The organism is Streptococcus oralis subsp. oralis (assembly GCF_000960035.1).
Taxonomy (GTDB): domain Bacteria; phylum Bacillota; class Bacilli; order Lactobacillales; family Streptococcaceae; genus Streptococcus; species Streptococcus oralis_G.
Genome location: NZ_JYGR01000002.1, coordinates 89,531 through 115,802 on the forward strand (window position 1 = coordinate 89,531; position 26,272 = coordinate 115,802).

Consider the following 26,272-nt stretch of genomic DNA (forward strand, 5'->3'; position numbering starts at 1 on the left):
GGATTTACCATGGCAGACCGTTCACGTTTCTTACGAGATAACCCATCTGACTTCCCATATGATTTTGAAAAACAAATCTTATCCAAAACATCTCCTGACACAATCTATCATTGTCATCCTGAGCTAGAGATTATTTATGTTACAAAGGGTTCTGCCATCGTTCATATCAACTCAGAACGCTTTGAAAGTCGTGAAGGAGATATTTTTCTTATCCAACCGACCTCTCTCCATGCTATCTATTCTCACAAAGATCAAGAACTATTTTCTACCAGCTTTCGAATTCATCTAGATTATCTTGGGAGAAGCCAAATTGACAGCTTTAGCCAACGCTATATCCAACCCCTCCACTCTGGTCACTTTTGCCTCACTCCTCAAATATCACCAGGCGATAAGGCCTATGATCAAATTCAATCCTGCCTTCTTTCTCTCTTTTCTATCCTTGAAGAAAAAGGCATATACTACGATCTACTCATAAAATCTAAACTATACGAATTGCTTCATCTTCTCTTTAAGTATAGATACGTCAATAGACACTATACAGATGATACCTACCAAAAATACCAAAAACTAAAAGAAGTGATTTGCTACCTTGAACAGCACTACTCAGAACCCATTCATATTGAGCAACTGGCTGCAACATTTGGATATAGTAAAAATCACTTTATGAGTATTTTCAAGCAACATACTGGAGCCAGTTGTATGGACTACCTGCTCCAGTTACGTCTTGAGAAATCCTGTGAGAAACTCGTCCAAACCAACCTCAGCATTCAAGAAATTGCAAGCCAGGTCGGTTTCACCAACCTTTCAAACTTCAACCGTCAATTTAAGCAACACTATCATTTAACACCTAGACAGTATCGAAATCAACAACTTAAAAAGAAAACATAATTCTTTCTCCTTAGTCTTTTCTAAGGAGTTTTTTCAAACAAAAAAGCCACCGAATTTGGTGGCTTCATTAGGGAGATTATTATGAAAAAGAAAAGTTTAGGATTTCATTAAATAAAGTTAGGAGGTCTTTATTTAATGATTATATGATACAAGATGAATCTTAAAGCTAACTTAACTTTTTCTTTGATTTATCATTTTTTTAAAAATTTTTTCCAAATGGAATTTTCCTCTCCAAGCCATAAAAAAGCCACCTGATTGGGTGACTTCTTTAGGAGATTATGATGAAAAAGAAAAGTTTGGGATTTCATTAAATAAAGGGTACTCAATGAAAATCGAAATCAGACTAGGCAGATAGGCGCAAGCATAACTATAGTTAGCTAAGTCGACTCTAACGAAGGTTGATGAGATTTTCGAAGAGTATTAGGAGGTCTTTATCTAATAACTATATAATACACGAGGAGACTTAAACTTTACTTAAGAAAAATAATTTTTTTATCTTTTTCGATCCACCCAAATCATTCCTGTACAATCATAAGTAGATAAGGTTTCAAATCCCAGAGATCGATAGAATCCCAAGTTTTTTTCTGTCTGTTCGGTCACTAGTTGGACTTGATAGGTATCTTTGAAGTCACCTAAAGCCTCTTTCATCAAGTTGCTACCAATCCCTTGGCGCTGATAGCTAGGCAAAACGATCAAATCCTGGACAAAAATTGATGAAAAACCATCTCCGACCAAACGGACCAAGCCCACCACGGCATCACCATCAAGTGCCAGATAAATCGCTAAGGAGTGAGACAAGGCCTTCTCCAGCATCTGAGGTTGATGGGTATAATTTGTCCATCCAACTGCCTGATAGAGATGCAAAACATCCTCTAGCTTGACAATTTCTTGCCTTCTAATAGTCATCATCTCAATACCTCTCAGAATTCTCTTAAGCTCTTGTACTGCCGTCCATTTTTATCAAAATTTTCAGTAGCCATCCATGCTTCCAAACGAGCTTTGACTTGAGCCCAGTCCTTATCAATCATAGATAACCAATCCGTATCTCTTGTACGCTCCTTATATACGACTGCCTGGCGGAATGTCCCTTCATAGACAAAGCCCAAACGTTCCGCAGCTCGTCTGGATGGCAGATTTAGAGCATCACATTTCCACTCATAGCGACGATAGTTGAGCTCCTCAAAAACATAGCGAGCTAGGAGATATTGAGCCTCTGTCCCTATACGTGTTCCCCTGAGTTCTGGAGAAAAAGTGACAGCTCCCACTTCTATTACTCGGTTATTCTGGTCAATACGCATGAGAGAAAAAGTTCCCAAAGCCTTACCAGTTGCCTTGTCTATAATCACGTAGTAAAAACGGTCCTTACGAGCCAACATCTGATTTAAGACGGTAACCAGTTCCTCCATATCTGCCACTGGTTCCTGAAAGAGGTAGGTCCACATCTCCCGAGGAGTACCTGGACCATAAACAGCTAATAAATCCTCCGCATGCTTTTCCACCGAAAGAGCCTCTATCCGAGCGTAGCGCCCTTCTAAGAAATCAATGGAAGGCAATTCTCCTGGAGTATAACCTTCCATTGACTCACCAATTATCTGACCATATTCATTTACTGGCATTGTTTTCTCCTTGATTCACTTTTCAAACTTTATAATTGCACATAGTATATCATACTTTCATGAAAAAATTCAAAAAATCCTCCAGATTCTACTCTGAAGGATTCCTATCTTATTTCACAACGATATTTACCAGCTTGTTAGGTACTGCAATCACTTTCACGATTTCCTTGCCGTCAATTTCTGCTCTAACTTTTTCATCAGCCAGAGCGATTTCTTGCAATTCTTCGCGTGATAGGTCTTTAGCAACCATCAATTTGGCACGGACTTTTCCTTTGATTTGAACGACGATTTCGATTTCGTCTTCAACCAATTTGCTTTCGTCCCATGTTGGCCAAGCCACGTAAGAGATGGACTCACCTGTTGCAGCAACAGTTTGCCAGAGTTCTTCTGCCAAGTGAGGCGCAAATGGGGCAATCAATTGGATAAAGCCTTTGGCGTAGTCCACATAGAGTTTGTCTTCCTTATTAGCAGCGTTGACAAAGACCATAAGTTGGGCAATGGCTGTGTTGAATTTCATGGACTCAATTTGCTCAGTGACAGATTTAACGGTTTCGTTATAAACCTTGTCAAGAGCACCATTATTTTCCGCAGCAATTTCTTTACTTGTAATCAAACGGTAAACACGGTCAAGGAATTTACGGCTTCCTTCCAGACCTTCTTCTGACCAAGCGATGGAAGCATCGAGTGGCCCCATGAACATTTCATAAACACGAAGGGTATCAGCACCATATTGTTCCACCACATCGTCTGGGTTGACAACGTTCTTGAGCGATTTAGACATCTTGGCTGGTGCTTGCTCCAACTCTTCTCCTGTTTCCACATGGAAGAAAGAACCGTCACGTTTTTCAACCCTATCAGTCGCTACAAGAGCTCCACGGTGGTCACGGTAGCTTGTTCCCAAAATCATTCCTTGGTTAAAGAGTTTTTGGAATGGTTCCTTAGTCGGAACAACACCGAGGTCATAGAGGAATTTGTGCCAGAAACGAGCATAAAGCAAGTGAAGAACAGCATGCTCTGCCCCACCCACGTAGATGTCTACTGGCAACCATTGTTTGAGAAGGTCCTCATCAGCCAATTTCTCAGTATTGTGTGGGTCAATATAACGGAGGTAGTACCAGCTTGAACCAGCCCACTGTGGCATAGTGTTGGTTTCACGACGACCTTTGACGCCATCTTCACGCGTCACTTCCAGCCAATCTGTCAAGTTAGCCAACGGGCTTTCACCAGTACCTGAAGGACGGATGTCCTTGGTTACTGGCAAGACAAGTGGCAATTCACTTTCTGGAACAGCTGTTGAAGTTCCATCTTCCCAATGAATGATTGGAATTGGCTCACCCCAGTAACGTTGACGGCTAAAGAGCCAGTCACGGAGACGGTAGGTGACTTTTTCTTGACCGCAGCCTTTTTCTTCCAACCAAGCCACAATTTTAGCAATAGCGTCTTCTTTGTTAAGGCCATCTAGGAAGTCTGAATTGACATGAAGACCATCTTCTGTGTAGGCAGCTTCTGTTACGTTTCCACCTTCTAGCACTTCTACGATTGGAAGGTCAAATTGTTTGGCAAATTCCCAGTCACGTTGGTCATGGGCAGGAACAGCCATTACCGCACCTGTTCCATAGCTAGCAAGAACATAGTCCGCAATCCAGATTGGAATTTCCTTGCCATTGACAGGGTTGATGGCATAAGCGCCCGTCCAAACCCCTGTTTTTTCCTTGGCAAGATCGGTACGAGCCAAGTCAGACTTGAGACTAGCTTGGTGTTTGTAGTCCGCAACTGCATCAGCTTGTTCTGGACTTGTAATCGCATCAACCAAGTCATGCTCAGGAGCCAAGACAGTGAAGGTCGCACCGAAAAGAGTATCAGGACGAGTGGTAAAGACGGTGAATTCCTTGTCAGTCCCTTTCACTTTAAAGGTGACATTGGCACCAGTTGATTTCCCAATCCAGTTGCGTTGCATGTCCTTGATAGACTCTGGCCAATCCAACTCATCCAAGTCATTAAGCAAGCGCTCTGCATAGGCCGTGATTTTAAGCATCCATTGGCGCATTGGTTTGCGGACAACAGGATAGCCACCACGCTCAGAAGTTCCGTCAGGAAGGACTTCTTCGTTGGCGATAGCTGTTCCCAATTCTTCTACCCAGTTTACTGGTACTTCGGCTTCATAGGCCAAGCCTTTTTCGTAAAGCTTGGTGAAGATCCACTGAGTCCATTTGTAGTAGTTTGGATCTGTTGTGTTGACTTCACGGTCCCAGTCGTAAGAGAATCCAAGCGCATTGATTTGACGTTTGAAGTTGGCAATGTTTTCTGCTGTAAATTCTGCTGGGTCATTCCCCGTATCCATAGCGTATTGCTCAGCTGGCAAACCAAAGGCATCCCAACCCATTGGGTGAAGGACATTGTAACCTTGGGCACGTTTGTAACGGCTAAGGATATCAGTCGCTGTGTAGCCTTCTGGGTGTCCTACGTGCAATCCAGCTCCTGAAGGATATGGGAACATGTCGAGAGCATAAAACTTCGGTTTTGATGCATCTGTTCCTGTCTTAAATGTATGATGTTCTGCCCAGTAGCCCTGCCACTTAGGTTCAATTTCTTTATGATTGTAAAAACTCATGGTCTCTCTCCAATTTTGTGATGTTACTATTATACCATTTTTGAGGGAATTTGAAAGACGAGAAAGAATCTTTTCCCTCCATTGTCAAGAAAGATTGGACATCACCCCCACTTCATTTGTCTATCAAAAAGAGAATAACTCCGGAATAGATATAGAACATATGTGAATTGCCTTCGATTATTCCCATAGTTCCCTTAACACATAATTCCCATTTTAGATTTCTTTAAGGTTTTTATTATATGATGTAGAACTCTGTAATTGAAAACATTAGGTAAACTAACAGAGAATAATGTTCGTAAAAAGGAGAAAAATTATGAAAAAAACACTATCACTTCTCTATTTCAGCTGGATATTTCTACTTTTGTCAGGATGTTCTTCAACAACAGAAGCTGAAACTAGCATTGAAAATGATACGGATAAGACTTTAGTTGTTTATTCGCCTAACCCTGAAGATCTTATTGAAGAAACAATCCCAGCTTTCGAAGAAAAATATGGTATCAAGGTTGATTTAGTCCAAGCTAGTACTGGTGAATTATTCAAGAAAGCTGAGGCTGAGAAAGAAGCTCCTGTAGCCGATGTCATTTTCGGAGGTTCCTACGCACTCTTCTCTTCTAACGAAAAGCTCTTTGAGCCGTATACTTCCCAAGAAAACGACCAAATTATCCCTGAATATCAAAATAAAACCGGATTCTACACCCCTTATACACTTGACGTCAGTGTCATCATTGCCAATTCAGCTCTTACAAAAGACATTAAAATTGAAGGCTACAATGATTTACTCAATCCCAAATTAAAAGGAAAAATCGCTACTGCTGATCCAAGTAATTCTTCTAGTGCCTTTGCTCAATTAACAAACATTCTTGTGGATCAGGGGGGCTATGAAAATGAGCAAGCTTGGACATATGTAAAAAATCTATTTAGCTTAGTAGACGGGAAAATTGCTTCTAGTTCTTCAAATGTCTACAAATCTGTCGCTGACGGAGAAATGGCTGTAGGACTCACCTATGAAGATCCTGCATTGAAACTCTTAAACGATGGCGTTGATGTAAAAGTCATTTATCCAAAAGAAGGAACGGTCTTTTTGCCTGGTAACGCAGCTATTATCAAAAATGCCAAACACATGGAAAACGCTAAAAAATTTATCGATTTCCTTCTTTCTCAAGACATTCAGGATAAACTAGGAACTGAAACAACCATTAGACCCATTCGAAAAAATGCTAAAATCAATAAAAATATGAAAGCAATGACAGAAATCAATATCGCTACTGAAGATTCAGATTATGTCATCCAAAATAAATCAGCTATTCTTAAAAAGTACAATGATATTTTCACTAATATTCAATCGAAACAGTAAAAGAGGTTCACTATGAGTGAGATCAAAATTATTAACGCAAAAAAAATCTACCACGACATTCCTGTCATTGAGAATTTAAACGTTACGATTCCAAAAGGAAGTCTTTTCACCATTCTTGGACCTTCAGGTTGTGGAAAAACGACCCTTCTTCGAATGATTGCAGGCTTCAACAGTATTGAAGGCGGAGAATTTTACTTCGATGATACTAAAATAAATAATATAGAACCCAGCAAACGCAACATCGGCATGGTTTTTCAAAACTACGCTATTTTCCCACATTTGACTGTCCGAGATAATGTTGCTTTTGGTCTTAAACAAAAAAAGGTTCCAAAAGATGAATTAGTTCAACAAACTAATAAATATCTGGAACTAATGCAAATTGATCAATACGCAGATCGAAAGCCCGATAAGCTCAGTGGTGGACAACAACAACGTGTCGCCTTAGCACGTGCATTAGCTGTTAATCCAAGTGTTCTCCTCATGGACGAGCCACTTAGTAACCTGGATGCGAAACTTCGCTTAGATATGCGCCAAGTTATTCGAGAAATTCAACACGAAGTGGGAATTACAACTGTATATGTGACCCACGATCAAGAAGAAGCGATGGCTATTTCAGACCAGATTGCCGTTATGAAAGATGGGATCATCCAACAAGTCGGACGACCAAAAGAACTCTATCATAAACCAGCTAATGAGTTTGTGGCAACCTTTATTGGACGCACAAATCTCATCCCAGCCAAACTACAAAAAAAGAGCGACAGTGCTTATATCGTCTTCTCAGATGACTATGCCCTCCCTATGCCAGCTCTTGATCAAGCTAAGGAACAAGCTGTTCTTGTGAGTATCCGTCCCGAAGAGTTTATCAAAGATGAATCTGGAGATATTGAAGGAATCATTTCCGATAGTGTTTATCTTGGACTCACCACTGAATATTTTGTAAAGACTGCATTTTCTTTAAAAATACAGGTCAGCGAAGAATCAACTTTTGAAGAAGATCTTCAAAAAGGGGATCGAATTCGTCTACGAATCAATACTCAAAAGTTAAATGTCTTTTCTGCAGATGGTTCGCGTAATCTTATTACAGGAGTTGGCTATGAAAGGTAAAAAACTAAATATTTGGACATCCTCCTCATTCTTCATCTTTCTTACCTATCTTATTTTTCTTGTTTATCCAATTATTATTGTACTCAAGCAAGCACTCATACATGAAGGTCAATTCTCACTAGCTAATTTCGAGGATTTCTTTAGTAAATCCTATTACTCTGAGACACTGGTAAACAGTTTTAACGTCTCCATTACTTCTACTGTAACTTCCCTAGTTTTAGGGACCTTATTAGCTTACCTCTTTTCTATATATGACTTCAAAGGAAAGAAATTTTTACAGATATTGATTATTATCGCTTCCATGTCAGCTCCTTTCGTAGGGGCATACTCTTGGATTCTCTTGTTGGGACGAAATGGTGTCATCACTAAATTCTTGACAAATGCCCTTCATCTTCCAGCTATTGATATTTATGGCTTCAAAGGAATTGTACTTGTGTTTACACTCCAGCTATTCCCATTAGTTTTTCTATACGTGGCTGGAGCCATGAAAAGAATTGACCATTCTCTTCTTGAAGCCGCTGAAAATATGGGGGTATTTGGATTCAAACGTATGATAACAGTTATTTTGCCCCTTTTAGTTCCAACTTTACTTGCTGCTGCCCTACTCGTATTTATGAGAGCATTCTCCGACTTCGGAACTCCTATGTTAATTGGTGAAGGATATCGAACTTTCCCTGTTTTAATTTATAATCAATTCATTAGTGAGGTTGGCGGAAATTCTGCTTTTGCATCTGCTTTAGCAATCATGGCGATTATAATTGCTTTAACAATCTTTCTTATTCAAAAATATATTTCCAATCGCTATAGTTTCAGCATGAATTCTCTCCATCCAATTGAGCCGAAAAAAATTACAAAAGGAAAAATGGTAGCAATTTATGCAACAGTTTACGGAATTGTCTTATTTTCTGTTCTACCTCAATTATTTTTGATTTATACCTCTTTCCTAAAAACATCAGGTATGGTATTTGTCAAAGGCTATTCTCTAAACAGTTACAAGATTGCCTTCAATCGCATGGGAGCTACTATTTTTAATACGATTCGCATTCCTTTGATTGCTTTGATTCTAGTTGTTTTATTTGCATCATTTATCTCCTACCTAGCTGTTAGAAAACGAAATTTGTTTACAAACTTAATTGATAGCCTTAGTATGGTACCTTATATCGTACCAGGAACAGTTCTCGGCATTGCCTTTATCTCTTCATTCAATACAGGTATCTTCGGAAGTGGCTTCCTTATGATTACAGGAACAGCCTTCATCTTGATTATCTCCTTATCTGTAAGAAGACTCCCATATACAATTCGCTCATCTGTTGCTAGCTTACAACAAATAGCACCTAGTATTGAAGAAGCAGCTGAGAGTTTAGGAAGTAGCCGTCTCAATACTTTCAGTAAAATCACTGTTCCAATGATGTTACCCGGTATTATTTCTGGATCTATTCTATCATGGGTAACAATGATTTCAGAACTATCTACTTCTATCCTGCTATATAATGCCAAAACAAAAACTATGCCCGTAGCTATCTACACTGAAGTACTTCGTGGAAATTATGGCGTAGCAGCTGCTTTGTCAACTATCCTCACTGTCTTGACAGTTACTTCATTATTACTATTTATGAAAATTTCTAAAAACAGTAGCATTACCCTCTAGTTTTCCCCTATCAAAAACAGCCAAAAGGATATCCCTTGGCTGTTTTTTCTTATTTTGATATGGTTATCAAATCTCTAGTTTATCGCAAGCAGTTCTATTTTGACTGAATAGAGGGCTCTTCCATCTTCTCACGTCCCAGTTCCCGATAACGACGGTCACCGACAACTTCTACACTAAACTGGCCATCCTCATATTCAAGGATCGTCACGCTACCATTATCTAGACCATGCGGATGCATGCCATTGATTAGATAAACAATGGTACCAATGGTCATTCCATGGCTTACGACGAGAGCATTGCCCCCACCTTGTTCTTCCATTTCTTTGGCAATCGCTTCAAAGCCTTCCTTGATTCGACCACTGAGTTTTTCCCAACCTTCAGCCCAGCCTGCAGTATCAACCTCAACTAGACCTTCTGCTAGCTCTGCATAGGACAACTGGTGAACATGGTCCACATTAAAAATACGAGGAATCAAGCCCATAAAGAGGTCCCCATCATAGGCCCCATCAAAACTACCAAAGCACCACTCTCTGATGCGCTTGTCCATGCGGTAAGGGATTTTCCCCTGCAAGCCAAGTTCTTCTAGGATAATTCCCATAGTTTGAATGGTGCGCCCTGAATCACTGGAATAAGCGCGGTCAAATTGTAAACCAGACTCTCTCAAGCCAATTCCCAGTTCATGGATTCCCAACTCACCTTCTGCAGTCAGAGGTGTATCACTCCATCCTTGAGCACGTCCAATGGTGTTAAACATCGTTTTCCCATGACGGACCAAGTACAATCTTACTTTAGACATTTTCTATCCTCCATTTTCTTCTATTATACCATGGATCAAAGAAATATTCGGCTTTCAAAAGCAAAGCCAACATTTGTAAATTATCCAAAAGAAAAGCTACCCTCATGGTAGCTTCCCTAGGAGATTATTATGAAAAAGTTTAGGATTTCTATTAAATAAAGTTAGGAGGTCTTTATTTAATGATTATAGTATACACAGCCATCCTTAAACTCAACTTAAATCCTCTCTCTTTTTTATTAATTTTTAAAACTATGGATTGGAGCTGGGATTTGCCCACCGCGAGAGATGAAATCAACAGACGAAGCCCCGTTGACCTTCATAACTGGAGCTGTCCCTAGCAAACCACCAAACTCAATCATATCGCCTTCTTTGCCCTTTGGAATAATACGGACAGCCGTTGTTTTCATGTTAATAACACCGATTGCCGCCTCATCCGCAATCATCGCAGCAATAGTCTCAGCAGGCGTATCCTCTGGAATGGCGATCATGTCCAAACCAACTGAACAGATAGCTGTCATAGCCTCTAGTTTCTCTAAATTCAGAGAACCATTTTGGACTGCTGCAATCATTCCCTCATCTTCAGAAACAGGGATAAAAGCACCAGACAAGCCGCCAACCTGATTACAAGCCATGACACCACCTTTTTTAACTTGGTCATTGAGCAAGGCAAGCGCTGCTGTTGTTCCATGGGTACCAACTGTTTCCAAGCCCATCTCCTCCAGTACTCGAGCCACTGAGTCTCCAACTGCAGGAGTAGGCGCAAGACTTAGGTCGACAATTCCAAAGTCAACACCAAGGCGTTCACTCGCCATTTGCCCAACCAGCTGACCGATACGAGTAATCTTGAAGGCTGTTTTCTTGACTGTTTCCGCTACTACATCAAAACTCTGACCACGAACTTTCTCCAACGCGCGTTTGACAACACCAGGACCTGAAACACCAACATTGATGATGACATCTGCTTCACCGACACCGTGGAAGGCCCCTGCCATAAAAGGATTGTCCTCAACAGCGTTAGCAAATACGACTAACTTGGCAGCCCCCATATCTGATAAGTTCGCTGTTGCCTTGATGATACGTCCCATATCTGCAACTGCAGTCATATTGATACCTGACTTGGTTGAGCCGATATTGACAGACGAACAAACCTTGTCTGTCTCAGCTAGAGCGCGCGGGATCGAATTGATGAGAATCTCATCTCCTTTTTGGTAGCCTTTTTGTACCAAGGCCGAAAAACCACCAATAAAGTCAACACCAATCTCCTTGGCAGCCTTATCAAGTGCCTTTGCTAAAACAACATAGTCCGTTGCATCAGTTGCTGCTCCAATCAAGGAAATCGGAGTGACCGATACCCGTTTATTGACAATCGGAATCCCAAGTTCTGCAGCAATTTCGTCTCCTACAGTCACTAGATTTGCAGCTTTAGTGGTGATTTTTTGGTAAATCTTTTCAGCAGCACGATTGATATCTGGATCAATACAGTCCAAAAGAGAAATCCCCATGGTAATGGTTCTGATATCGAAGTTCTGCTCTTCGATCATGGCAATGGTTTCAGTAACTTGTCTAATATCCATGATGCCCTCCTAGATATTATACATGGCGTCAAAAATCGCTGCACTTTGGATATTGATTTTAACATTCAGGGTCTGTCCGAAAGTTTCAAATTCATTTCGAAGAGTTGTAAAATCCTGCTTTTCATCACTAGATACGACTGCCATCATGGTAAAATACTCATCCAGTACTGTTTGAGAAATATCATCAATATTCAAACCCAATTCTGCAATTTTAGTAGACACGCCTGCAACAATACCCGTCTTGTCTTTGCCAACCACTGTAATAATAGCCTTCATCTTTAGACTCCCATTCTACGATTATTAGAAAACCTGAACGTTTTTGATTTTCTTTTTCCTTAGTATAGCATATTTCCATAGAAAATACTAAAAAACGCCTGCTTACGAAGTTGTTCTTAAGAAAAAAACAATTTCGTAAACAAGCGTCTACCCTATCAAATGATGATGAGTGTTCCCGCTAGGACAGAAGTCCCAGCGGTAGACCAGAGCTAGACTAAGAGCACAAGACTCCATCATCATAACACTCAACAAAATTGATGATTTTATACTAATTCGATGATCGCCATTGGCGCAGCATCACCACGACGTGGTTCAGTTTTAAGGATACGAGTGTATCCACCGTTACGTTCAGCATAACGAGGTGCGATTTCTGAGAACAATTTTTGAAGTGCTGTAGTAGAAGTGTACTTATCAGTTGCTTCATCATAGTTTTCAGATGCGATTTCATTACGTACGAAAGCAGCTGCTTGACGACGTGCATGCAAATCACCACGTTTACCTAGAGTAATCATTTTTTCAACAGTTTTACGGATTTCTTTAGCACGAGCTTCTGTTGTCACGATTGATTCGTTGATCAAAAGGTCAGTTGTCAAATCGCGAAGCATTGCTTTACGTTGTGAGCTAGTGCGTCCTAGTTTACGGTAAGCCATGTATTCCTCCTTTATTTATCTTTTAATCCAAGACCCAAGTCAATGAGTTTGAGTTTCACTTCTTCCAAACTCTTGCGTCCAAGATTTCGTACTTTCATCATCTCTGCTTCAGATTTTTCTGTCAAATCATGCACAGTATTGATACCGGCACGTTTCAAACAGTTGTATGAACGCACAGACAAGTCCAGTTCCTCAATCGTCCGATCCAAAATACGATCGTCAGATTCAGTATCAGCTTCTTTCATCACTTCAGTTGACTTCGCAATCTCAGTAAGATTTGTAAACAAATCAAGATGTTCTGTCAAGATACGTGCTGAAAGCCCTAAAGCATCTTCTGGAATAATTGTTCCATTAGTCAAGATTTCAAGGGTTAATTTGTCAAATCCATCATTGCTACCTACACGAGCAGGCTCTACTTGATAGTTGACTTTTGTAACTGGTGTATAAATAGAATCTACAGCAAGTGTTCCAACTGGTGCATTATCTTTTTTGTTTTCATCAGCAGGTACATATCCACGACCACTGTTAACAGTCATTGTCGCTTTTAAAGAAGAACCTTCACCGATTGTAAAGAGATAATGATCTGGATTTACAATCTCAATATCACTGTCAGTCAAAATGTCTCCAGCTGTAATTTCAGCGGGACCTTCAACGTCAAGTTCAATGATTTTTTCGTCTTCAACGTATGATTTCACTGCAATCCCTTTAATGTTCAGAATGATTTGCATCACGTCTTCACGAACACCTGGAACTGTGTCGAACTCATGCAAGACACCTTCAATGTTGATAGATGTCACTGCTGCTCCTGGTAGAGAAGCTAGTAGTACACGACGAAGAGAGTTACCAAGAGTTGTACCGTAACCACGTTCAAGTGGTTCGATTACAAACTTGCCATAATCTTTATTTTCATCAATTTTTGTTATATTTGGTTTTTCAAACTCAATCATTTAGTTACTCCCTCTTAAACGAAAAGCAGTGTAATGCGATGATTATACACGGCGACGTTTTGGAGGACGAGCACCATTGTGTGGCACTGGAGTCACATCACGAATTGCTGTTACTTCAAGACCAGCGGCAGCAAGCGCACGAATAGCTGACTCACGACCAGAACCTGGACCTTTTACAGTAACTTCAACTGATTTAAGACCGTGTTCTTGTGCAGATTTAGCAGCAGCTTCAGAAGCCATTTGAGCAGCGAATGGTGTAGATTTACGAGAACCTTTGAAACCAAGAGCACCAGCTGATGACCAAGCAATTGCATTACCATGCACATCAGTAATCATAACAATAGTGTTATTAAATGTAGCGTGAATATGAGCAATACCAGATTCGATATTCTTTTTCACACGACGTTTACGTGTTGGTTTAGCCAAGACTTTTACCTCCTATATTATTTTTTCTTACCAGCAATCGCAACAGCTTTACCTTTACGAGTGCGAGCGTTGTTTTTAGTGTTTTGTCCACGGACAGGAAGTCCACGACGGTGACGAATACCACGGTAAGAACCGATTTCCATCAAACGTTTAATGTTCAAGTTTACTTCACGACGAAGGTCACCTTCAACTTTGATTGCATCCACTTCACGACGGATAGCATCTTCTTGATCTGATGTAAGGTCACGTACACGAACATCTTCTGATATTCCAGCAGCAGCCAAAATTTTCTTAGATGTTGCAAGTCCGATACCATAAACGTAAGTCAATGAGATTACTACGCGTTTGTCATTTGGAATGTCAACTCCAGCAATACGAGCCATGTTTTCTCCTTTCTATCTTATCCTTGACGTTGTTTGTGTTTTGGATTTGCTGGGCAAATTACCATAACACGACCATTACGACGAATTACTTTACAGTATTCGCAAATTGGTTTGACCGATGGTCTTACTTTCATTTCTTATCCCTCCAAGTTTTTCGATTATTTAAAGCGGTAAGTGATACGTCCACGTGTCAAGTCATATGGACTCATCTCGACAGTAACACGATCTCCCGCTAAAATACGAATATAGTTTTTACGAATTTTACCAGAAACTGTTGCTAAAATCTGATGTCCATTTTCAAGTTCAACCGTAAACATTGCGTTAGGCATTGTATCGACTACTTTGCCTTCAACTTCAATCACATCGTCTTTTGCCACGCAAAAGCACCTCCATAAATTTCGATTCGATGCCTCTGAAAACAGAGACAACAATTATAAGTCAGACTATCTCAGTATAACATTTGTAGCGATTTTTTGCAAGTGTGAAAAACGCTTTATTTCAAATTTGTCAATACTTTTTCGATGTCTTTGAACACATCATTGATATCTTGATTTCCTTCGATATCGTGGACTAAACCTTTGGCACGGTAGTGAGCAATGATTGGTTCACCTTGGGCGATATTCACATCCAAACGACGCTTCACTGTCTCAGGTTTGTCATCCTCACGTTGGTAATAATCTTCCTCTTTATAGTCAACGGGTGGGTTGAAAACTTTGTGGAAGGTTTCACCTGTTTCGCGGTGGATGATACGGCCACTCAAACGTTCCAAGAGACAATCTGGATTCACTTCGATGTTAATCACACCTTCCAGTTCGATACCGAGTTCCGCCAATGTTTTGTCCAAGGCATGAGCTTGTTCAATCGTACGTGGGTAACCATCCAACAAGAAACCTGTTTCCTTGATGTCATCCTGTGAAAGGCGTTCTTTAACGATTCCATTTGTAACTTCATCTGGAACCAACTCACCTTTGTCAATATAAGACTTCGCAAGTACACCCATTTCAGTTTGATTTGCCATAGCAGCACGGAACATATCTCCAGTTGAAATGTGTGCCACGTGGAATTGCTCCACAATTTTAGCTGCTTGCGTTCCCTTACCTGCTCCAGGTAAGCCCATAATCAAAAGATTCATGATAGGATCTCCTTATTTTGTATTTAAATAGAAGCAGAAATCTCATTCAACCCCTATTTAAAAACAAAATAGAAGAGGGGAGACGAAAATCTCTCTGATAGATAGACCTTCATACTCCACTCTCTAAGCAAAAGTAATCTTGCTTTTATTCTGTTTTGTCCATGAAACCAACATACTTACGTTTCAATAGGTAACCTTCTAGCTGTTTGATTCCTTCGATACCAGTTGAGATAATGATCAAAAGACTAGTTCCCCCAAAAGCAACAGCTTCTGAAAGACCAAAGACATCTTTTGCCACAATCGGCAAGATTGAAATCACACCTAGGAAGATCGATCCGACAGTCGCAAGGCGGCGAAGAAGTTTCGACATAAACTCTTCAGTTCCCTTACCAGGACGGACACCATGAATGTAGGCTCCACTCTTTTGCAAGTTTTCTGCTGCTTTCTCTGGATTGATCTGTACAAATGTATAGAAGAATGTAAAGAGAATGATTAACAAGGCATACATAGCAACACCTGTCGGAGATGTTGTAGATAACATTTCCTGTGCTGTACGTACCCAAGCCCAATCATGACCTGTAGCACTCAAAAATTGAAGAATGGCTGCAGGTGCTGCTGTAATGGAACTTGCAAAGATAACTGGGATAACCCCCGCTGGGTTCACCTTCAATGGAAGGTATGAGCTTGATGGGGCTCCTTGAGCAACTTTTGTATATTGGATTGGAATTTTATATTCTGCCTGTTGAACAAAGGTTGTAAAGTATACAATCAACAAGACAGCGATAATCAAAATAACGACAAAGATAATAGATGAAGTCAAACGGCTACTTGGAATATTGACGAAGTAGTCAACATAGATACCCTTAATCATCTCAGGAATTGAAGCAACAATACCTGCAAAGATAATCATAGAAACACCATTTCCGTATCCCTTATCTGTAATTTGTTCCCCAAGCCAAGTTACAATCATACTACCTGCTGTGAGGATAATACCGATAGTAACAAAGACTTGTGGTGTTAACGCTGTCGTTAATAATTTTGCTCCAGAAAGAGTGTTAAATCCTGCTGTAATCCCGATAGATTGAACAAATGCAAGCACAAGTGCAATATAACGAGTAGCTTGGTTTAGTTTTCTCCGTCCTACTTCCCCTTGTTTGCCCCATTCTACAAACTTCGGTAAAAGATCCATTTGTAGCAATTGAACAACGATTGAAGCAGTGATATACGGACTTACTCCGAGTGCAAAAACGGAGAAGTTCTTCATGGCATTCCCTGAAACAAGACTAAGCATGTTCAAGAAAGATAAACCACTGAGAGCTTCTAAACTTTTTGCATTCACACCTGGAACAGTGATACTTGTCCCAATGCGGAAAACAAGAATGATAAAAATCGTAAAGAGAATTTTTGATCGAACTTGTTTAACCTTGAGCGCTTCTTTTAGTAATTTAAAAAACATGGGTCACCTCTCTTAGATGACTTCTACAGAACCACCTTTAGCAGTGATAGCTTCCTCAGCTGATTTAGAGAATTTAGCTGCTTTCACAGTCAATTTCTTAGTCAACTCACCGTTACCAAGAATTTTAACTCCTGATTTTTCAGCTTTCACAATTCCTGCTTCGATAAGTACAACTGGAGTTACTTCTGCACCGTCTTCAAAGACGTTCAATTGGTCAAGGTTTACAATTGCGTATTCTTTAGCGTTGATGTTAGTGAATCCACGTTTTGGAAGACGACGGAACAATGGAGTTTGTCCACCTTCAAAACCAAGGCGAACTCCGCCACCGCTACGAGCTTTTTGACCTTTTTGACCGCGACCAGATGTTTTACCGTTACCTGATGAAGTACCACGACCAACACGGTTACGTACTTTACGAGAACCTTCTGCAGGTTTCAATTCATGAAGTTTCATTATTATTTTCTCCTCTTTTGTAAAATGCTAGCGCCGATAAGAGAGAAAAGGTTGTCTCCCTTATCAACTCGCCTATACATCGTCATCTAAGATGACTATACCTAGTTTTAGGGGATGAGTATTGCCACATCCCCTAAAAATTCATTAGTTTACTTCTTCAACTGTTACCAAGTGAGATACTGCAGTGATCATACCACGGATAGCAGCGTTGTCTTCTTTGATAACAGAGCTGTTCAATTTGCCAAGTCCAAGTGCTACAACAGTTTTACGTTGTGATGGAATGCGTCCGATTGGAGACTTAGTCAAAGTAATTTTAATTTGAGCCATTTTATCCCCTTTCTTATGCCAAATCAGAAACTGAAATACCACGAAGGGCAGCAACTTCTTCAGCGCGTTTCAATTGTTTCAAACCTTCAACAGTTGCGCGAACAATGTTGATTGGAGTGTTAGAGCCAAGTGATTTAGATGTAATATCTGCCACACCTGCCAATTCCACAACGGCACGAACGGCACCACCAGCGGCAACTCCAGAACCTTCTACAGCAGGTTTCAACAATACTTTAGCTCCACCGAATTCTGAAAGAACTTCGTGTGGGATTGTTGTTCCAACCATAGGAACTTCAATCAAGTTTTTCTTAGCATCTTCTACTGCTTTGCGGATTGCTTCTGGAACTTCTTGAGCTTTACCAGTACCAAATCCTACGCGACCGTTGTGGTCACCAACAACAACAAGAGCTGCGAAACGAAGACGACGTCCACCTTTAACAACTTTTGTAACACGGTTGACAGCAACTACGCGTTCTTCTAATTCAACTGCATTGTCTTTAAATGCCATTTTCTAGTGTCCTCCTATTAGAATTTCAATCCGTTTTCACGAGCTGCATCAGCCAAAGCTTTCACACGTCCGTGATATAGATATCCACCGCGGTCGAACACCACTTCTGAAATACCTTTAGCGTTTGCACGTTCTGCAACGAGTTTACCGACAGCAACGGCTTGTTCAGTTTTAGTTCCTTTTGAAACTTCTTTGTCAAGAGTTGAAGCACTTGCGAGCGTTACACCCGCTACGTCATCAATCACTTGAGCGTAGATGCCTGTATTAGAACGGAATACGTTCAAACGTGGGCGATCAGCAGTTCCAGAGAGTTTTCCGCGAACGCGACGGTGGCGTTTTTGGCGGAGTTTGTTTTTATCTGGTTTAGAAATCACAGTTTTCACCTCTTTAGTTTTAAATCGTGTGCTATGCACTAAGTTGGAAAATAGGTTGGTGGTTAAAAATCAACCACTCAACATTATTTACCTGTTTTACCTTCTTTACGGCGAACGAATTCACCAACGTAACGGATACCCTTACCTTTATATGGTTCTGGTGAACGAAGGCTACGTACGTAAGCAGCTGTTTGACCAACTACTTCTTTTGAAATTCCGCTAACAACGATTGTTGTTGGGTTTGGAAGTTCAAAAGTAATTCCTTCTGGAGCTTCAACTTCGTCTGGATGAGATTTACCAACAGCCAAAACAAGTTTAGATCCTTGAAGTTGTGCACGGTAACCAACCCCGCGCATTTCAAGTTCTTTCTTGAATCCTTCTGATACACCAACAACCATGTTGTTCAAAAGGGCACGAGTAGTTCCGTGGATTGTTTTCATTTCTTTTGAATCGTTTGGACGGTGAAGAGTTACTTCAGTACCTTCCACACGAATTTCAATATCTTTTGAGAACTCACGAGTAAGTTCTCCTTTAGGTCCTTTTACAGTTACAACGTTGTCATTGTTAGTGATTTCAACACCAGCAGGCAACACGATAACTTTATTACCAATACGTGACATGTTTATTTTCTCCTGTTAAATTGTCAGGCCAGAATGGCCAGTTTTCACGGGGTTAAAGATACTTATTGAGTTCAATAGCTAAATTGAACACGCTCTAAGAACTGTGCAAAATAGATAAGTTGGCTTGTTTGTAAACAAACTTCTCCAACTTCCTAATTTTGCTTTGTTCTTTACGAGCTTTGTATCTTGATTTTACCAAACGTAAGCGATAACCTCTCCACCAACGTTCTTTTGGCGAGCTTCTTTATCAGTAAGCAAACCTTCAGAAGTTGAAAGGATAGCAATTCCAAGTCCGTTAAGAACTTTTGGAAGATCTTCACGTTTTTTGTAGACACGAAGTCCTGGTTTAGAAACACGTTTCAAGTTAGTGATAACTTTTTCACCGTTTGGTCCGTATTTAAGGAAAACACGGATGATGCCTTGTTTGTCATCTTCGATGATTTCTACGTTCTTAACAAAACCTTCGCGTTTAAGGATTTCAGCAATCCCTTTTTTGATGTTTGATGCAGGTACTTCAAGTACTTCGTGTTTCGCTTGGTTAGCGTTACGAATACGAGTTAGGAAGTCTGCGATTGGGTCAGTCATAACCATTTTGTTTTTCTCCTCTTACTAGTAGTTTGCAAGTTGCACTTGCTAGTTAATGATTGAGCTAGGCTCAGATAGTATTGACACATTCAAATGAGAGAACTCTTATTTGAACACGAGCTACAACCTGTGCAAAAAAGATAAATTTGTTTTGGAGCATCGCTCCTCCACCAAATTTCCTATTTTTGCTGTGGTTGTTACGCTCTTTGTATCATGATATTACCAAGATGCTTTTGTTACACCAGGAATTTGTCCTTTGTAAGCTAATTCACGGAAGCAAACACGGCAAAGTTTAAATTTGCGGTAAACTGAATGTGGACGTCCACAACGTTCACAGCGAGTGTATGCTTGAGTAGAGAACTTCGCTGGGCGTTTGTTCTTAGCAATCATAGATTTTTTAGCCATTAGTTATACCTCCTATATTATTTTGCAAAAGGCATTCCAAGGCCTGTAAGCAATGCACGTGACTCTTCGTCAGTGTTAGCAGTTGTTACGATAACGATGTCAAGACCACGAGTTTTGTCAACGTCATCAAAGTTGATTTCTGGGAAGATCAATTGTTCTTTCACACCAAGAGTGTAGTTTCCGCGTCCATCAAATGATTTTGTTGGAACACCGTGGAAGTCACGCACACGTGGAAGTGAAACTGAAACCAATTTGTCCAAGAATTCGTACATACGTTCACCACGAAGGGTAACTTTTGCACCGATCGCTACACCTTCACGAAGACGGAAGCCGGCGATTGATTTTTTAGCTTTAGTGATAAGTGGTTTTTGACCTGAGATAAGTGCCAATTCTTCAGCAGCTTTTTCAAGACTTTTAGCGTTTGATACAGCTTCACCAACACCCATGTTCAAAACGATCTTATCTACTTTAGGCACAGCCATCACTGATGAGTAGTTGAATTGTTCTGTCAAAGCAGGAACTACTTCATTAAGATATTTTTCTTTTAAACGATTTGCCATTATACTTCTCCTTTCCTTCGTGATTAATCAAGCACTTCGCCTGATTTTTTGTTGTAGCGAACTTTTTTACCGTCTACAAATTTGTAACCAACACGACCAGCTACACCATTTTTGTCCAATACTTGAACGTTTGATACGTGGATAGCTGCTTCTTTCTCGATGATACCACCTTGAGGAAGCTCGTTAGTTGGACGTTGGTGTTTCTTAACGATGTTCACACCTTCAACGATAACTTTGTTTACTTTTGGAAGGGCAGTAAGGACAACAGCTTCTGTTCCCTTATCTTTACCAGCGATTACGCGAACTTTGTCGCCTTTTTTTACAAACATTAGGTTTCTCCTTGATTTTTCTTACGCCCATAAGGGCACCCTAGCTTGAAGCTAGGGGACTAGTTTGTTTCTAAAAATTAAAGTACTTCTGGAGCAAGTGACACGATCTTCATGAAGCCACCTTCACGCAATTCACGTGCAACTGGGCCAAAGATACGTGTTCCGCGAGGAGTTTTGTCTTCACGGATGATAACTGCTGCGTTTTCGTCAAATTTGATGTATGAACCATCAGCACGACGAGCACCTGATTTAGTACGAACGATAACAGCTTTTACAACGTCACCTTTTTTAACCGCACCACCAGGAGTAGCTTGTTTTACAGATGCCACGATAACATCACCGATGTTTGCAAATTTACGTCCTGAACCACCAAGAACTTTGATAGTCAAGATTTCGCGCGCACCGCTGTTGTCTGCGACTTTCAAACGAGTTTCTGTTTGAATCATTTCAGTTTTCTCCTTTCAGGTTTGATTAGATGATGACCGCTTCTTCAACAACTTCTACAAGACGGAAACGTTTTGTAGCTGAAAGCGGACGAGTTTCCATGATACGTACGATATCGCCTTCTTTGGCAACATTGTTTTCATCATGTGCTTTGTATTTTTTAGAGTAGTTAATACGTTTACCATAGACTGGGTGGTTACGTTTTGTTTCAACTACAACTGTGATTGTCTTGTCCATTTTGTCAGATACAACACGTCCAACAAGAACTTTACGATTATTGCGTTCCATTGAAATTTCTCCTTCCCTAGTCTATTATTTCGCTTCAGATTGAACTGTTTTGATACGAGCGATTTGTTTTTTAACTTCTTTCAAGCGAGCTGTTTGTTCCAATTGACCAGTAGCAGCTTGGAAACGAAGTTCAAACAATTCTTTTTTCAATTCGTTTTCGCGCTTCGCGAGTTCTTCTTGAGAAAGACCACGAAGTTCTTTAACAAATTCTTTTACTTCATTAAGTTTCATGCCTTCTCCTTATTCTGCTTCACGTTTTACGAATTTACATTTAACTGGCAATTTGTGGCTTGCAAGACGAAGCGCTTCGCGAGCGATCTCTTCAGATACACCAGCAACTTCAAACATCACTTTACCACGTTTAACTGGTGCTACCCAACCTTCAGGTGCCCCTTTACCAGATCCCATACGCACACCGATAGCTTTAGCAGTGTATGATTTGTGTGGGAAGATTTTAATCCAAACTTTACCACCACGTTTCATGTAACGAGTCATGGCGATACGAGCAGCTTCGATTTGGCGGTTAGTGATCCAGTGGCTAGTTGTAGCTTGAAGACCGTATTCACCGAATGCTACTTCTTTTCCACCTTTTGCTTCACCGCGCATTTTTCCACGGAATTCACGACGGTGTTTAACACGTTTAGGTACTAACATTGGTTATTTACCTCCTTTAGTGTTTTTACGAGCTGGAAGAACTTCACCACGGTAGATCCATACTTTAACACCAAGTTTACCGTATGTAGTATCTGCTTCTTCCCAAGCGTAATCGATATCTGCACGAAGTGTGTGAAGTGGAACAGTTCCTTCAGAGTATCCTTCAGCACGGGCGATATCTGCACCGTTCAAACGACCTGATACTTGAGTTTTGATTCCTTTAGCTCCAGCACGCATTGCACGTTGGATTGCTTGTTTTTGTGCACGACGGAAAGCAACACGTTGCTCCAATTGACGAGCAATTCCTTCACCTACAAGGTGAGCATCCAAATCAGGTTGTTTGATTTCGATGATGTTGATGTGTACTTGTTTTCCAGTCAATTTGTTAAGTTTTGCACGGAGTGCATCAACGTTAGCACCACCTTTACCGATAACCATACCTGGTTTAGCAGTGTGAAGTGAAACGTTAACTTTGTTTACTGCGCGTTCAATTTCGATAGTTGAAACTGCTGCGTCAGCAAGTTCTTTTTGAACGAATTTACGGATTGCAAGATCTTCATGAAGGTAATCCGCGTATTCTTTTTCAGCATACCATTTGGCATCCCAATCACGGATGATGCCGACACGCATACCAATTGGATGTACTTTTTGACCCACGATGTTACCTCCTTATTTTTCTGCAACAGCCACAGTGATGTGAGCTGTACGTTTGTTGATTGGTGAAGCTGAACCTTTCGCACGTGGACGGAAACGTTTCATAGTTGGTCCTTCGTTTGCGAATGCTTCAGATACTACCAAGTTAGCTTTGTCCAAACCAAAGTTGTTTTCAGCGTTAGCTACAGCTGAATTCAAGACTTTCAAGATGATTTCAGCAGCTTTGTTTGGTGTGAATGTCAAGATTGCAATAGCATCGGCTACGCTTTTACCACGGATGTTGTCAAGAACAAGACGTGATTTACGAGGTGAAACACGTACTGTACGAGCCATTGCTTTAGCTGAAGTAATTTCTGCCATTTATGTTCTCCTTATTTTCTACGTGTTTTCTTGTCGTCTGCAGCGTGACCTTTGTAAGTACGAGTTGGTGCAAATTCACCAAGTTTGTGACCTACCATGTCTTCTTGGATGTAAACAGGTACGTGTTTACGCCCGTCATAAACTGCGATAGTGTAACCAATGAAACTTGGGAAGATCGTTGAACGACGTGACCAAGTTTTGATAACTTTTTTCTTTTCGTCGTTAGCTTGAGCTTCAACTTTTTTCATCAAATGCTCATCGACGAAAGGTCCTTTTTTAAGACTGCGTCCCATTTTTATTTTTTCTCCTTTAAATGTTGTACCACAGCGGCTTGCGCTCACATGGAGCGCTACCGAGCTGGCGGATTTCCTAGTTGCTTAGGCGACTAGTTTACTATTATTTCTCGTTGCGACGACGAACGATAAGTTTGTCAGATTTCGCTTTCTTGTTACGAGTTTTAAGACCAAGAGCAGGTTTGCCCCATGGAGTAGATGGCGCTTTACGACCAACTGGTGCTTTACCTTCACCACCACCGTGTGGGTGATCGTTAGGGTTCATTACAGAACCACGAACTGTTGGGCGGATACCTTTCCAACGGCTACGTCCTGCTTTACCAAGGTTTACAAGTCCATGTTGTTCATTTCCGACAACACCAACTGTAGCACGACAAGTTCCAAGAATCATACGAACTTCGCCAGATTGAAGACGAACAAGAACGTATTTACCTTCTTGACCCAATACTTGGGCAGAAGCACCAGCAGCACGTACCAATTCTCCACCACGACCTGGTTTCAATTCGATGTTGTGGATCAAAGTACCAACTGGGATGTTAGCAAGTGGAAGAGCGTTTCCGACTTTGATATCTGCTTCAGGACCTGAAACGATACGTTGACCAACTTCAAGACCTTTTGGAGCGATGATGTATGCTTTCACACCGTCAGTGTAGTGTACAAGAGCGATGTTTGCAGAACGGTTTGGATCGTACTCGATAGTTTTAACAACTGCTTCAACGTTGTCTTTGTTACGTTTGAAGTCAACCAAACGGTAGAAACGTTTGTGTCCACCACCTTGGTGACGAACAGTGATACGACCGTTGTTGTTACGACCAGCCTTGCTCTTCAAAGCAACAAGCAATGATTTTTCAGGAGTGCTTGTTGTGATTTCAGCGAAATCCAAAGAAGTCATATTACGGCGACCGTTTGTTGTTGGTTTATAAACACGAATTCCCACGATATTTCCTCCTTAGATTATTCAGCTTCAGCAGCGAACAACTCGATTGCTTTTGAATCAGCTGTAAGTGTGATGATAGCTTTTTTAGTTTTGTTAGTAAAACCAGTGTAACGTCCAACACGCTTCGCTTTAGGTTTTACGTTGATTGTGTTAACGTTGGCAACTTTAACACCTTCGAAAGCAGCTTCAACAGCTTGCTTGATCAAAAGTTTGTGTGCACGAGTGTCAACTTCAAATACATATTTTCCTGCTTCAAGTTGAGCCATTGAGCTTTCAGTGATAACAGGTTTTTTGATAACATCATACAAATTCATTATGCAAGAACCTCCTCGATTTTAGAGATAGCTGCTTGTGTGACAAGAAGTTTGTCGCTATTTGCGATGTCAAGAACACTTGCAGTTGTAGCAGTTGCAACTTTCACGTTTGGAAGGTTACGAGCCGAAAGAGCTGCGAATTCATTTCCTTCTTCAAGGATAACAAGAACTTTAGAATCGATGCTCAATGCTGCAAGAACTTTTGCAAATTCAGCAGTTTTTGGAGCTGTAAATGAAAGAGCGTCTACAGCTACGAATTTGTTTTCAGCAACTTTTTCAGAGTAAACTGATTTAAGAGCTAGGCGACGAACTTTTTGTGGAAGTTTGTAGCCGTATGAACGTGGAGTTGGTCCGAAGACAACACCACCACCACGCCATTGTGGTGAGCGGATAGAACCTTGACGAGCACGTCCAGTTCCTTTTTGACGCCATGGTTTGCGTCCACCACCTGATACTGCAGAGCGGTTTTTAACAGCATGTGTTCCTTGACGAAGGCTTGCGCGTTGGCTGATGATCACATCAAACACAACTGATTCATTTGGTTCAATACCAAATACTGCATCGTTAAGAACAACTTGGCCAGCTTCTTTACCAGTTTGGTCAAATAATGTTACGTTTGCCATTGTGACTGATTTCCCCTTTCTTTATTATTTACCAGCTTTAACTGCTGATTTGATAGTGATAAGAGATTTCTTAGCACCTGGTACGTTCCCTTTGATAAGGATAACGTTCTTTTCTGGAACAACTTGTACAACTTCAAGGTTTTGAATTGTTACGCGGTCGCCACCCATACGTCCTGCAAGGTTTTTACCTTTGAATACGCGGTTAGGTGCAACAGGTCCCATAGAACCTGGACGACGGTGGTAACGAGAACCGTGAGCCATTGGTCCACGTGATTGTCCGTGGCGTTTGATAACACCTTGGAAACCTTTACCTTTAGAAGTACCAGTTACGTCAACAACGTCTCCAGCCGCGAATGTTTCAACTGTGATTTCAGCACCAACTTCCAAGCCTTCAACGTTTTTGAATTCACGAATGAAGCGCTTAGGAGCCGTGTTAGCTTTCGCTACATGTCCTTTAGCAGGTTTGTTGCTCAATACTTCGCGTTTGTCATCGAAACCAACTTGGATAGCGTTGTATCCGTCTGTTTCAACAGTTTTAACTTGAAGAACAACGTTTGGAGTTGCTTCAATAACTGTTACAGGGATCAATTCGCCAGCTTCAGTGAAGATTTGAGTCATTCCCACTTTTTTCCCTAAGATTCCTTTTGTCATGAGAAAATAGTTCCTTTTCTATATTTTTTATT

At 40.8% G+C, this 26,272-nt stretch carries 38 protein-coding genes; 4 read left to right on the forward strand and 34 right to left on the reverse strand.

Annotated features, from left to right (window positions below; translation table 11 throughout):
• Positions 1-9 precede the first annotated feature (9 nt).
• On the forward strand, positions 10-888 hold the full coding sequence (locus tag TZ92_RS00625; protein ID WP_000785201.1) for an AraC family transcriptional regulator: 879 nt from the start codon (positions 10-12) through the stop codon (positions 886-888).
• Positions 889-1,380: 492 nt separating this feature from the next.
• Here TZ92_RS00625 and TZ92_RS00630 read toward each other — a convergent pair whose 3' ends face one another.
• The 3 genes from TZ92_RS00630 to leuS all read right to left on the reverse strand — a co-directional run bounded on the left by TZ92_RS00630 (position 1,381) and on the right by leuS (position 5,115).
• Complete coding sequence (locus tag TZ92_RS00630; protein WP_033630399.1) at positions 1,381-1,797, reverse strand: GNAT family N-acetyltransferase; 417 nt, start codon at positions 1,795-1,797, stop codon at positions 1,381-1,383.
• Between the two features lie 11 nt (positions 1,798-1,808).
• Entirely contained in the window at positions 1,809-2,504 is a 696-nt protein-coding gene (locus TZ92_RS00635; RefSeq protein WP_033630400.1) for a GNAT family N-acetyltransferase, read from the reverse strand.
• Between the two features lie 109 nt (positions 2,505-2,613).
• Complete coding sequence (gene leuS / locus TZ92_RS00640) at positions 2,614-5,115, reverse strand: leucine--tRNA ligase (protein WP_033630401.1); 2,502 nt, start codon at positions 5,113-5,115, stop codon at positions 2,614-2,616.
• 313 nt (positions 5,116-5,428) lie between these two features.
• Here leuS and TZ92_RS00645 point away from each other — a divergent pair, with 313 nt between their 5' ends.
• From TZ92_RS00645 to TZ92_RS00655, 3 genes are read left to right on the forward strand one after another with little or no spacing between them, the layout of a single operon-like run.
• Positions 5,429-6,469 (forward strand): ABC transporter substrate-binding protein, encoded by a 1,041-nt coding sequence (locus TZ92_RS00645; protein ID WP_033630402.1) that lies wholly within the window; start codon positions 5,429-5,431, stop codon positions 6,467-6,469.
• A gap of 12 nt (positions 6,470-6,481) precedes the next feature.
• Complete coding sequence (locus tag TZ92_RS00650) at positions 6,482-7,573, forward strand: ABC transporter ATP-binding protein (RefSeq protein ID WP_033630403.1); 1,092 nt, start codon at positions 6,482-6,484, stop codon at positions 7,571-7,573.
• Complete coding sequence (locus TZ92_RS00655; protein ID WP_033630404.1) at positions 7,563-9,221, forward strand: ABC transporter permease; 1,659 nt, start codon at positions 7,563-7,565, stop codon at positions 9,219-9,221. The genes TZ92_RS00650 and TZ92_RS00655 overlap by 11 nt, the downstream gene beginning before the upstream one ends.
• A gap of 94 nt (positions 9,222-9,315) precedes the next feature.
• Here the strand turns inward: TZ92_RS00655 and TZ92_RS00660 are convergent, their stop codons facing one another.
• The 31 genes from TZ92_RS00660 to rplC all read right to left on the reverse strand — a co-directional run bounded on the left by TZ92_RS00660 (position 9,316) and on the right by rplC (position 26,240).
• Positions 9,316-10,017 (reverse strand): histidine phosphatase family protein, encoded by a 702-nt coding sequence (locus TZ92_RS00660; protein ID WP_033630405.1) that lies wholly within the window; start codon positions 10,015-10,017, stop codon positions 9,316-9,318.
• Positions 10,018-10,253: 236 nt separating this feature from the next.
• Positions 10,254-11,591, reverse strand: coding sequence for a PFL family protein (locus tag TZ92_RS00665; protein ID WP_033630406.1), 1,338 nt, complete (start codon positions 11,589-11,591; stop codon positions 10,254-10,256).
• A 9-nt stretch (positions 11,592-11,600) separates the two neighbouring features.
• Positions 11,601-11,867, reverse strand: coding sequence for an ACT domain-containing protein (locus tag TZ92_RS00670; protein WP_033630407.1), 267 nt, complete (start codon positions 11,865-11,867; stop codon positions 11,601-11,603).
• A gap of 263 nt (positions 11,868-12,130) precedes the next feature.
• Positions 12,131-12,517 carry a 50S ribosomal protein L17 gene (gene rplQ, locus TZ92_RS00675; RefSeq protein WP_000331493.1) on the reverse strand — a complete coding sequence of 129 codons (387 nt, stop codon included), beginning with the start codon at positions 12,515-12,517 and terminating at the stop codon, positions 12,131-12,133.
• Between the two features lie 11 nt (positions 12,518-12,528).
• A complete protein-coding gene (locus TZ92_RS00680; RefSeq protein WP_000568993.1) occupies positions 12,529-13,464 on the reverse strand; it encodes a DNA-directed RNA polymerase subunit alpha in 936 nt (311 codons plus the stop codon).
• Between the two features lie 42 nt (positions 13,465-13,506).
• Positions 13,507-13,890 (reverse strand): 30S ribosomal protein S11, encoded by a 384-nt coding sequence (gene rpsK / locus TZ92_RS00685; RefSeq protein WP_001118385.1) that lies wholly within the window; start codon positions 13,888-13,890, stop codon positions 13,507-13,509.
• A gap of 17 nt (positions 13,891-13,907) precedes the next feature.
• Positions 13,908-14,273: a 30S ribosomal protein S13 gene (gene rpsM, locus TZ92_RS00690; RefSeq protein ID WP_000090781.1), complete on the reverse strand. Its 366-nt coding sequence runs from the start codon at positions 14,271-14,273 to the stop codon at positions 13,908-13,910.
• 17 nt (positions 14,274-14,290) lie between these two features.
• Entirely contained in the window at positions 14,291-14,407 is a 117-nt protein-coding gene (rpmJ, locus tag TZ92_RS00695; RefSeq protein ID WP_001808836.1) for a 50S ribosomal protein L36, read from the reverse strand.
• Positions 14,408-14,431: 24 nt separating this feature from the next.
• On the reverse strand, positions 14,432-14,650 hold the full coding sequence (gene infA, locus TZ92_RS00700) for a translation initiation factor IF-1 (protein WP_001029883.1): 219 nt from the start codon (positions 14,648-14,650) through the stop codon (positions 14,432-14,434).
• Between the two features lie 116 nt (positions 14,651-14,766).
• Positions 14,767-15,405: an adenylate kinase gene (locus TZ92_RS00705; protein WP_001050433.1), complete on the reverse strand. Its 639-nt coding sequence runs from the start codon at positions 15,403-15,405 to the stop codon at positions 14,767-14,769.
• 145 nt (positions 15,406-15,550) lie between these two features.
• Positions 15,551-16,861 (reverse strand): preprotein translocase subunit SecY, encoded by a 1,311-nt coding sequence (gene secY / locus TZ92_RS00710; RefSeq protein WP_033630408.1) that lies wholly within the window; start codon positions 16,859-16,861, stop codon positions 15,551-15,553.
• 12 nt (positions 16,862-16,873) lie between these two features.
• A complete protein-coding gene (gene rplO, locus TZ92_RS00715; protein WP_000766089.1) occupies positions 16,874-17,314 on the reverse strand; it encodes a 50S ribosomal protein L15 in 441 nt (146 codons plus the stop codon).
• 144 nt (positions 17,315-17,458) lie between these two features.
• Entirely contained in the window at positions 17,459-17,641 is a 183-nt protein-coding gene (rpmD, locus tag TZ92_RS00720) for a 50S ribosomal protein L30 (protein WP_000057241.1), read from the reverse strand.
• 13 nt (positions 17,642-17,654) lie between these two features.
• A complete protein-coding gene (gene rpsE / locus TZ92_RS00725) occupies positions 17,655-18,149 on the reverse strand; it encodes a 30S ribosomal protein S5 (protein ID WP_000874204.1) in 495 nt (164 codons plus the stop codon).
• A 17-nt stretch (positions 18,150-18,166) separates the two neighbouring features.
• On the reverse strand, positions 18,167-18,523 hold the full coding sequence (rplR, locus tag TZ92_RS00730) for a 50S ribosomal protein L18 (protein WP_000624044.1): 357 nt from the start codon (positions 18,521-18,523) through the stop codon (positions 18,167-18,169).
• 83 nt (positions 18,524-18,606) lie between these two features.
• Complete coding sequence (rplF, locus tag TZ92_RS00735; RefSeq protein WP_000086626.1) at positions 18,607-19,143, reverse strand: 50S ribosomal protein L6; 537 nt, start codon at positions 19,141-19,143, stop codon at positions 18,607-18,609.
• A 192-nt stretch (positions 19,144-19,335) separates the two neighbouring features.
• On the reverse strand, positions 19,336-19,734 hold the full coding sequence (gene rpsH / locus TZ92_RS00740) for a 30S ribosomal protein S8 (RefSeq protein WP_000245504.1): 399 nt from the start codon (positions 19,732-19,734) through the stop codon (positions 19,336-19,338).
• Between the two features lie 213 nt (positions 19,735-19,947).
• Positions 19,948-20,133, reverse strand: coding sequence for a type Z 30S ribosomal protein S14 (locus TZ92_RS00745; protein ID WP_001085699.1), 186 nt, complete (start codon positions 20,131-20,133; stop codon positions 19,948-19,950).
• A 17-nt stretch (positions 20,134-20,150) separates the two neighbouring features.
• Complete coding sequence (gene rplE, locus TZ92_RS00750; RefSeq protein ID WP_000013542.1) at positions 20,151-20,693, reverse strand: 50S ribosomal protein L5; 543 nt, start codon at positions 20,691-20,693, stop codon at positions 20,151-20,153.
• Between the two features lie 23 nt (positions 20,694-20,716).
• Positions 20,717-21,022: a 50S ribosomal protein L24 gene (gene rplX / locus TZ92_RS00755; protein ID WP_000497691.1), complete on the reverse strand. Its 306-nt coding sequence runs from the start codon at positions 21,020-21,022 to the stop codon at positions 20,717-20,719.
• Between the two features lie 77 nt (positions 21,023-21,099).
• The gene (gene rplN, locus TZ92_RS00760) at positions 21,100-21,468 is read right to left on the reverse strand and encodes a 50S ribosomal protein L14 (protein ID WP_000616545.1); all 369 of its coding nucleotides are present in this window, start codon (positions 21,466-21,468) and stop codon (positions 21,100-21,102) included.
• A gap of 25 nt (positions 21,469-21,493) precedes the next feature.
• Complete coding sequence (gene rpsQ, locus TZ92_RS00765; RefSeq protein ID WP_000440801.1) at positions 21,494-21,754, reverse strand: 30S ribosomal protein S17; 261 nt, start codon at positions 21,752-21,754, stop codon at positions 21,494-21,496.
• 24 nt (positions 21,755-21,778) lie between these two features.
• Positions 21,779-21,985 (reverse strand): 50S ribosomal protein L29, encoded by a 207-nt coding sequence (gene rpmC / locus TZ92_RS00770; RefSeq protein WP_000772918.1) that lies wholly within the window; start codon positions 21,983-21,985, stop codon positions 21,779-21,781.
• Between the two features lie 9 nt (positions 21,986-21,994).
• A complete protein-coding gene (gene rplP, locus TZ92_RS00775; RefSeq protein ID WP_000960948.1) occupies positions 21,995-22,408 on the reverse strand; it encodes a 50S ribosomal protein L16 in 414 nt (137 codons plus the stop codon).
• 3 nt (positions 22,409-22,411) lie between these two features.
• Positions 22,412-23,065 carry a 30S ribosomal protein S3 gene (gene rpsC, locus TZ92_RS00780; protein WP_000529936.1) on the reverse strand — a complete coding sequence of 218 codons (654 nt, stop codon included), beginning with the start codon at positions 23,063-23,065 and terminating at the stop codon, positions 22,412-22,414.
• A gap of 12 nt (positions 23,066-23,077) precedes the next feature.
• Positions 23,078-23,422 (reverse strand): 50S ribosomal protein L22, encoded by a 345-nt coding sequence (gene rplV / locus TZ92_RS00785; RefSeq protein ID WP_000818137.1) that lies wholly within the window; start codon positions 23,420-23,422, stop codon positions 23,078-23,080.
• A gap of 11 nt (positions 23,423-23,433) precedes the next feature.
• Positions 23,434-23,715 (reverse strand): 30S ribosomal protein S19, encoded by a 282-nt coding sequence (gene rpsS / locus TZ92_RS00790; RefSeq protein WP_000533766.1) that lies wholly within the window; start codon positions 23,713-23,715, stop codon positions 23,434-23,436.
• 103 nt (positions 23,716-23,818) lie between these two features.
• Positions 23,819-24,652 (reverse strand): 50S ribosomal protein L2, encoded by an 834-nt coding sequence (rplB, locus tag TZ92_RS00795; protein WP_000512910.1) that lies wholly within the window; start codon positions 24,650-24,652, stop codon positions 23,819-23,821.
• Between the two features lie 17 nt (positions 24,653-24,669).
• Positions 24,670-24,966 (reverse strand): 50S ribosomal protein L23, encoded by a 297-nt coding sequence (locus TZ92_RS00800; RefSeq protein ID WP_001055347.1) that lies wholly within the window; start codon positions 24,964-24,966, stop codon positions 24,670-24,672.
• Entirely contained in the window at positions 24,966-25,589 is a 624-nt protein-coding gene (rplD, locus tag TZ92_RS00805; protein ID WP_000024537.1) for a 50S ribosomal protein L4, read from the reverse strand. The genes TZ92_RS00800 and rplD overlap by 1 nt, the downstream gene beginning before the upstream one ends.
• 24 nt (positions 25,590-25,613) lie before the next feature.
• Entirely contained in the window at positions 25,614-26,240 is a 627-nt protein-coding gene (rplC, locus tag TZ92_RS00810) for a 50S ribosomal protein L3 (RefSeq protein WP_000160197.1), read from the reverse strand.
• Positions 26,241-26,272: the final 32 nt, after the last annotated feature.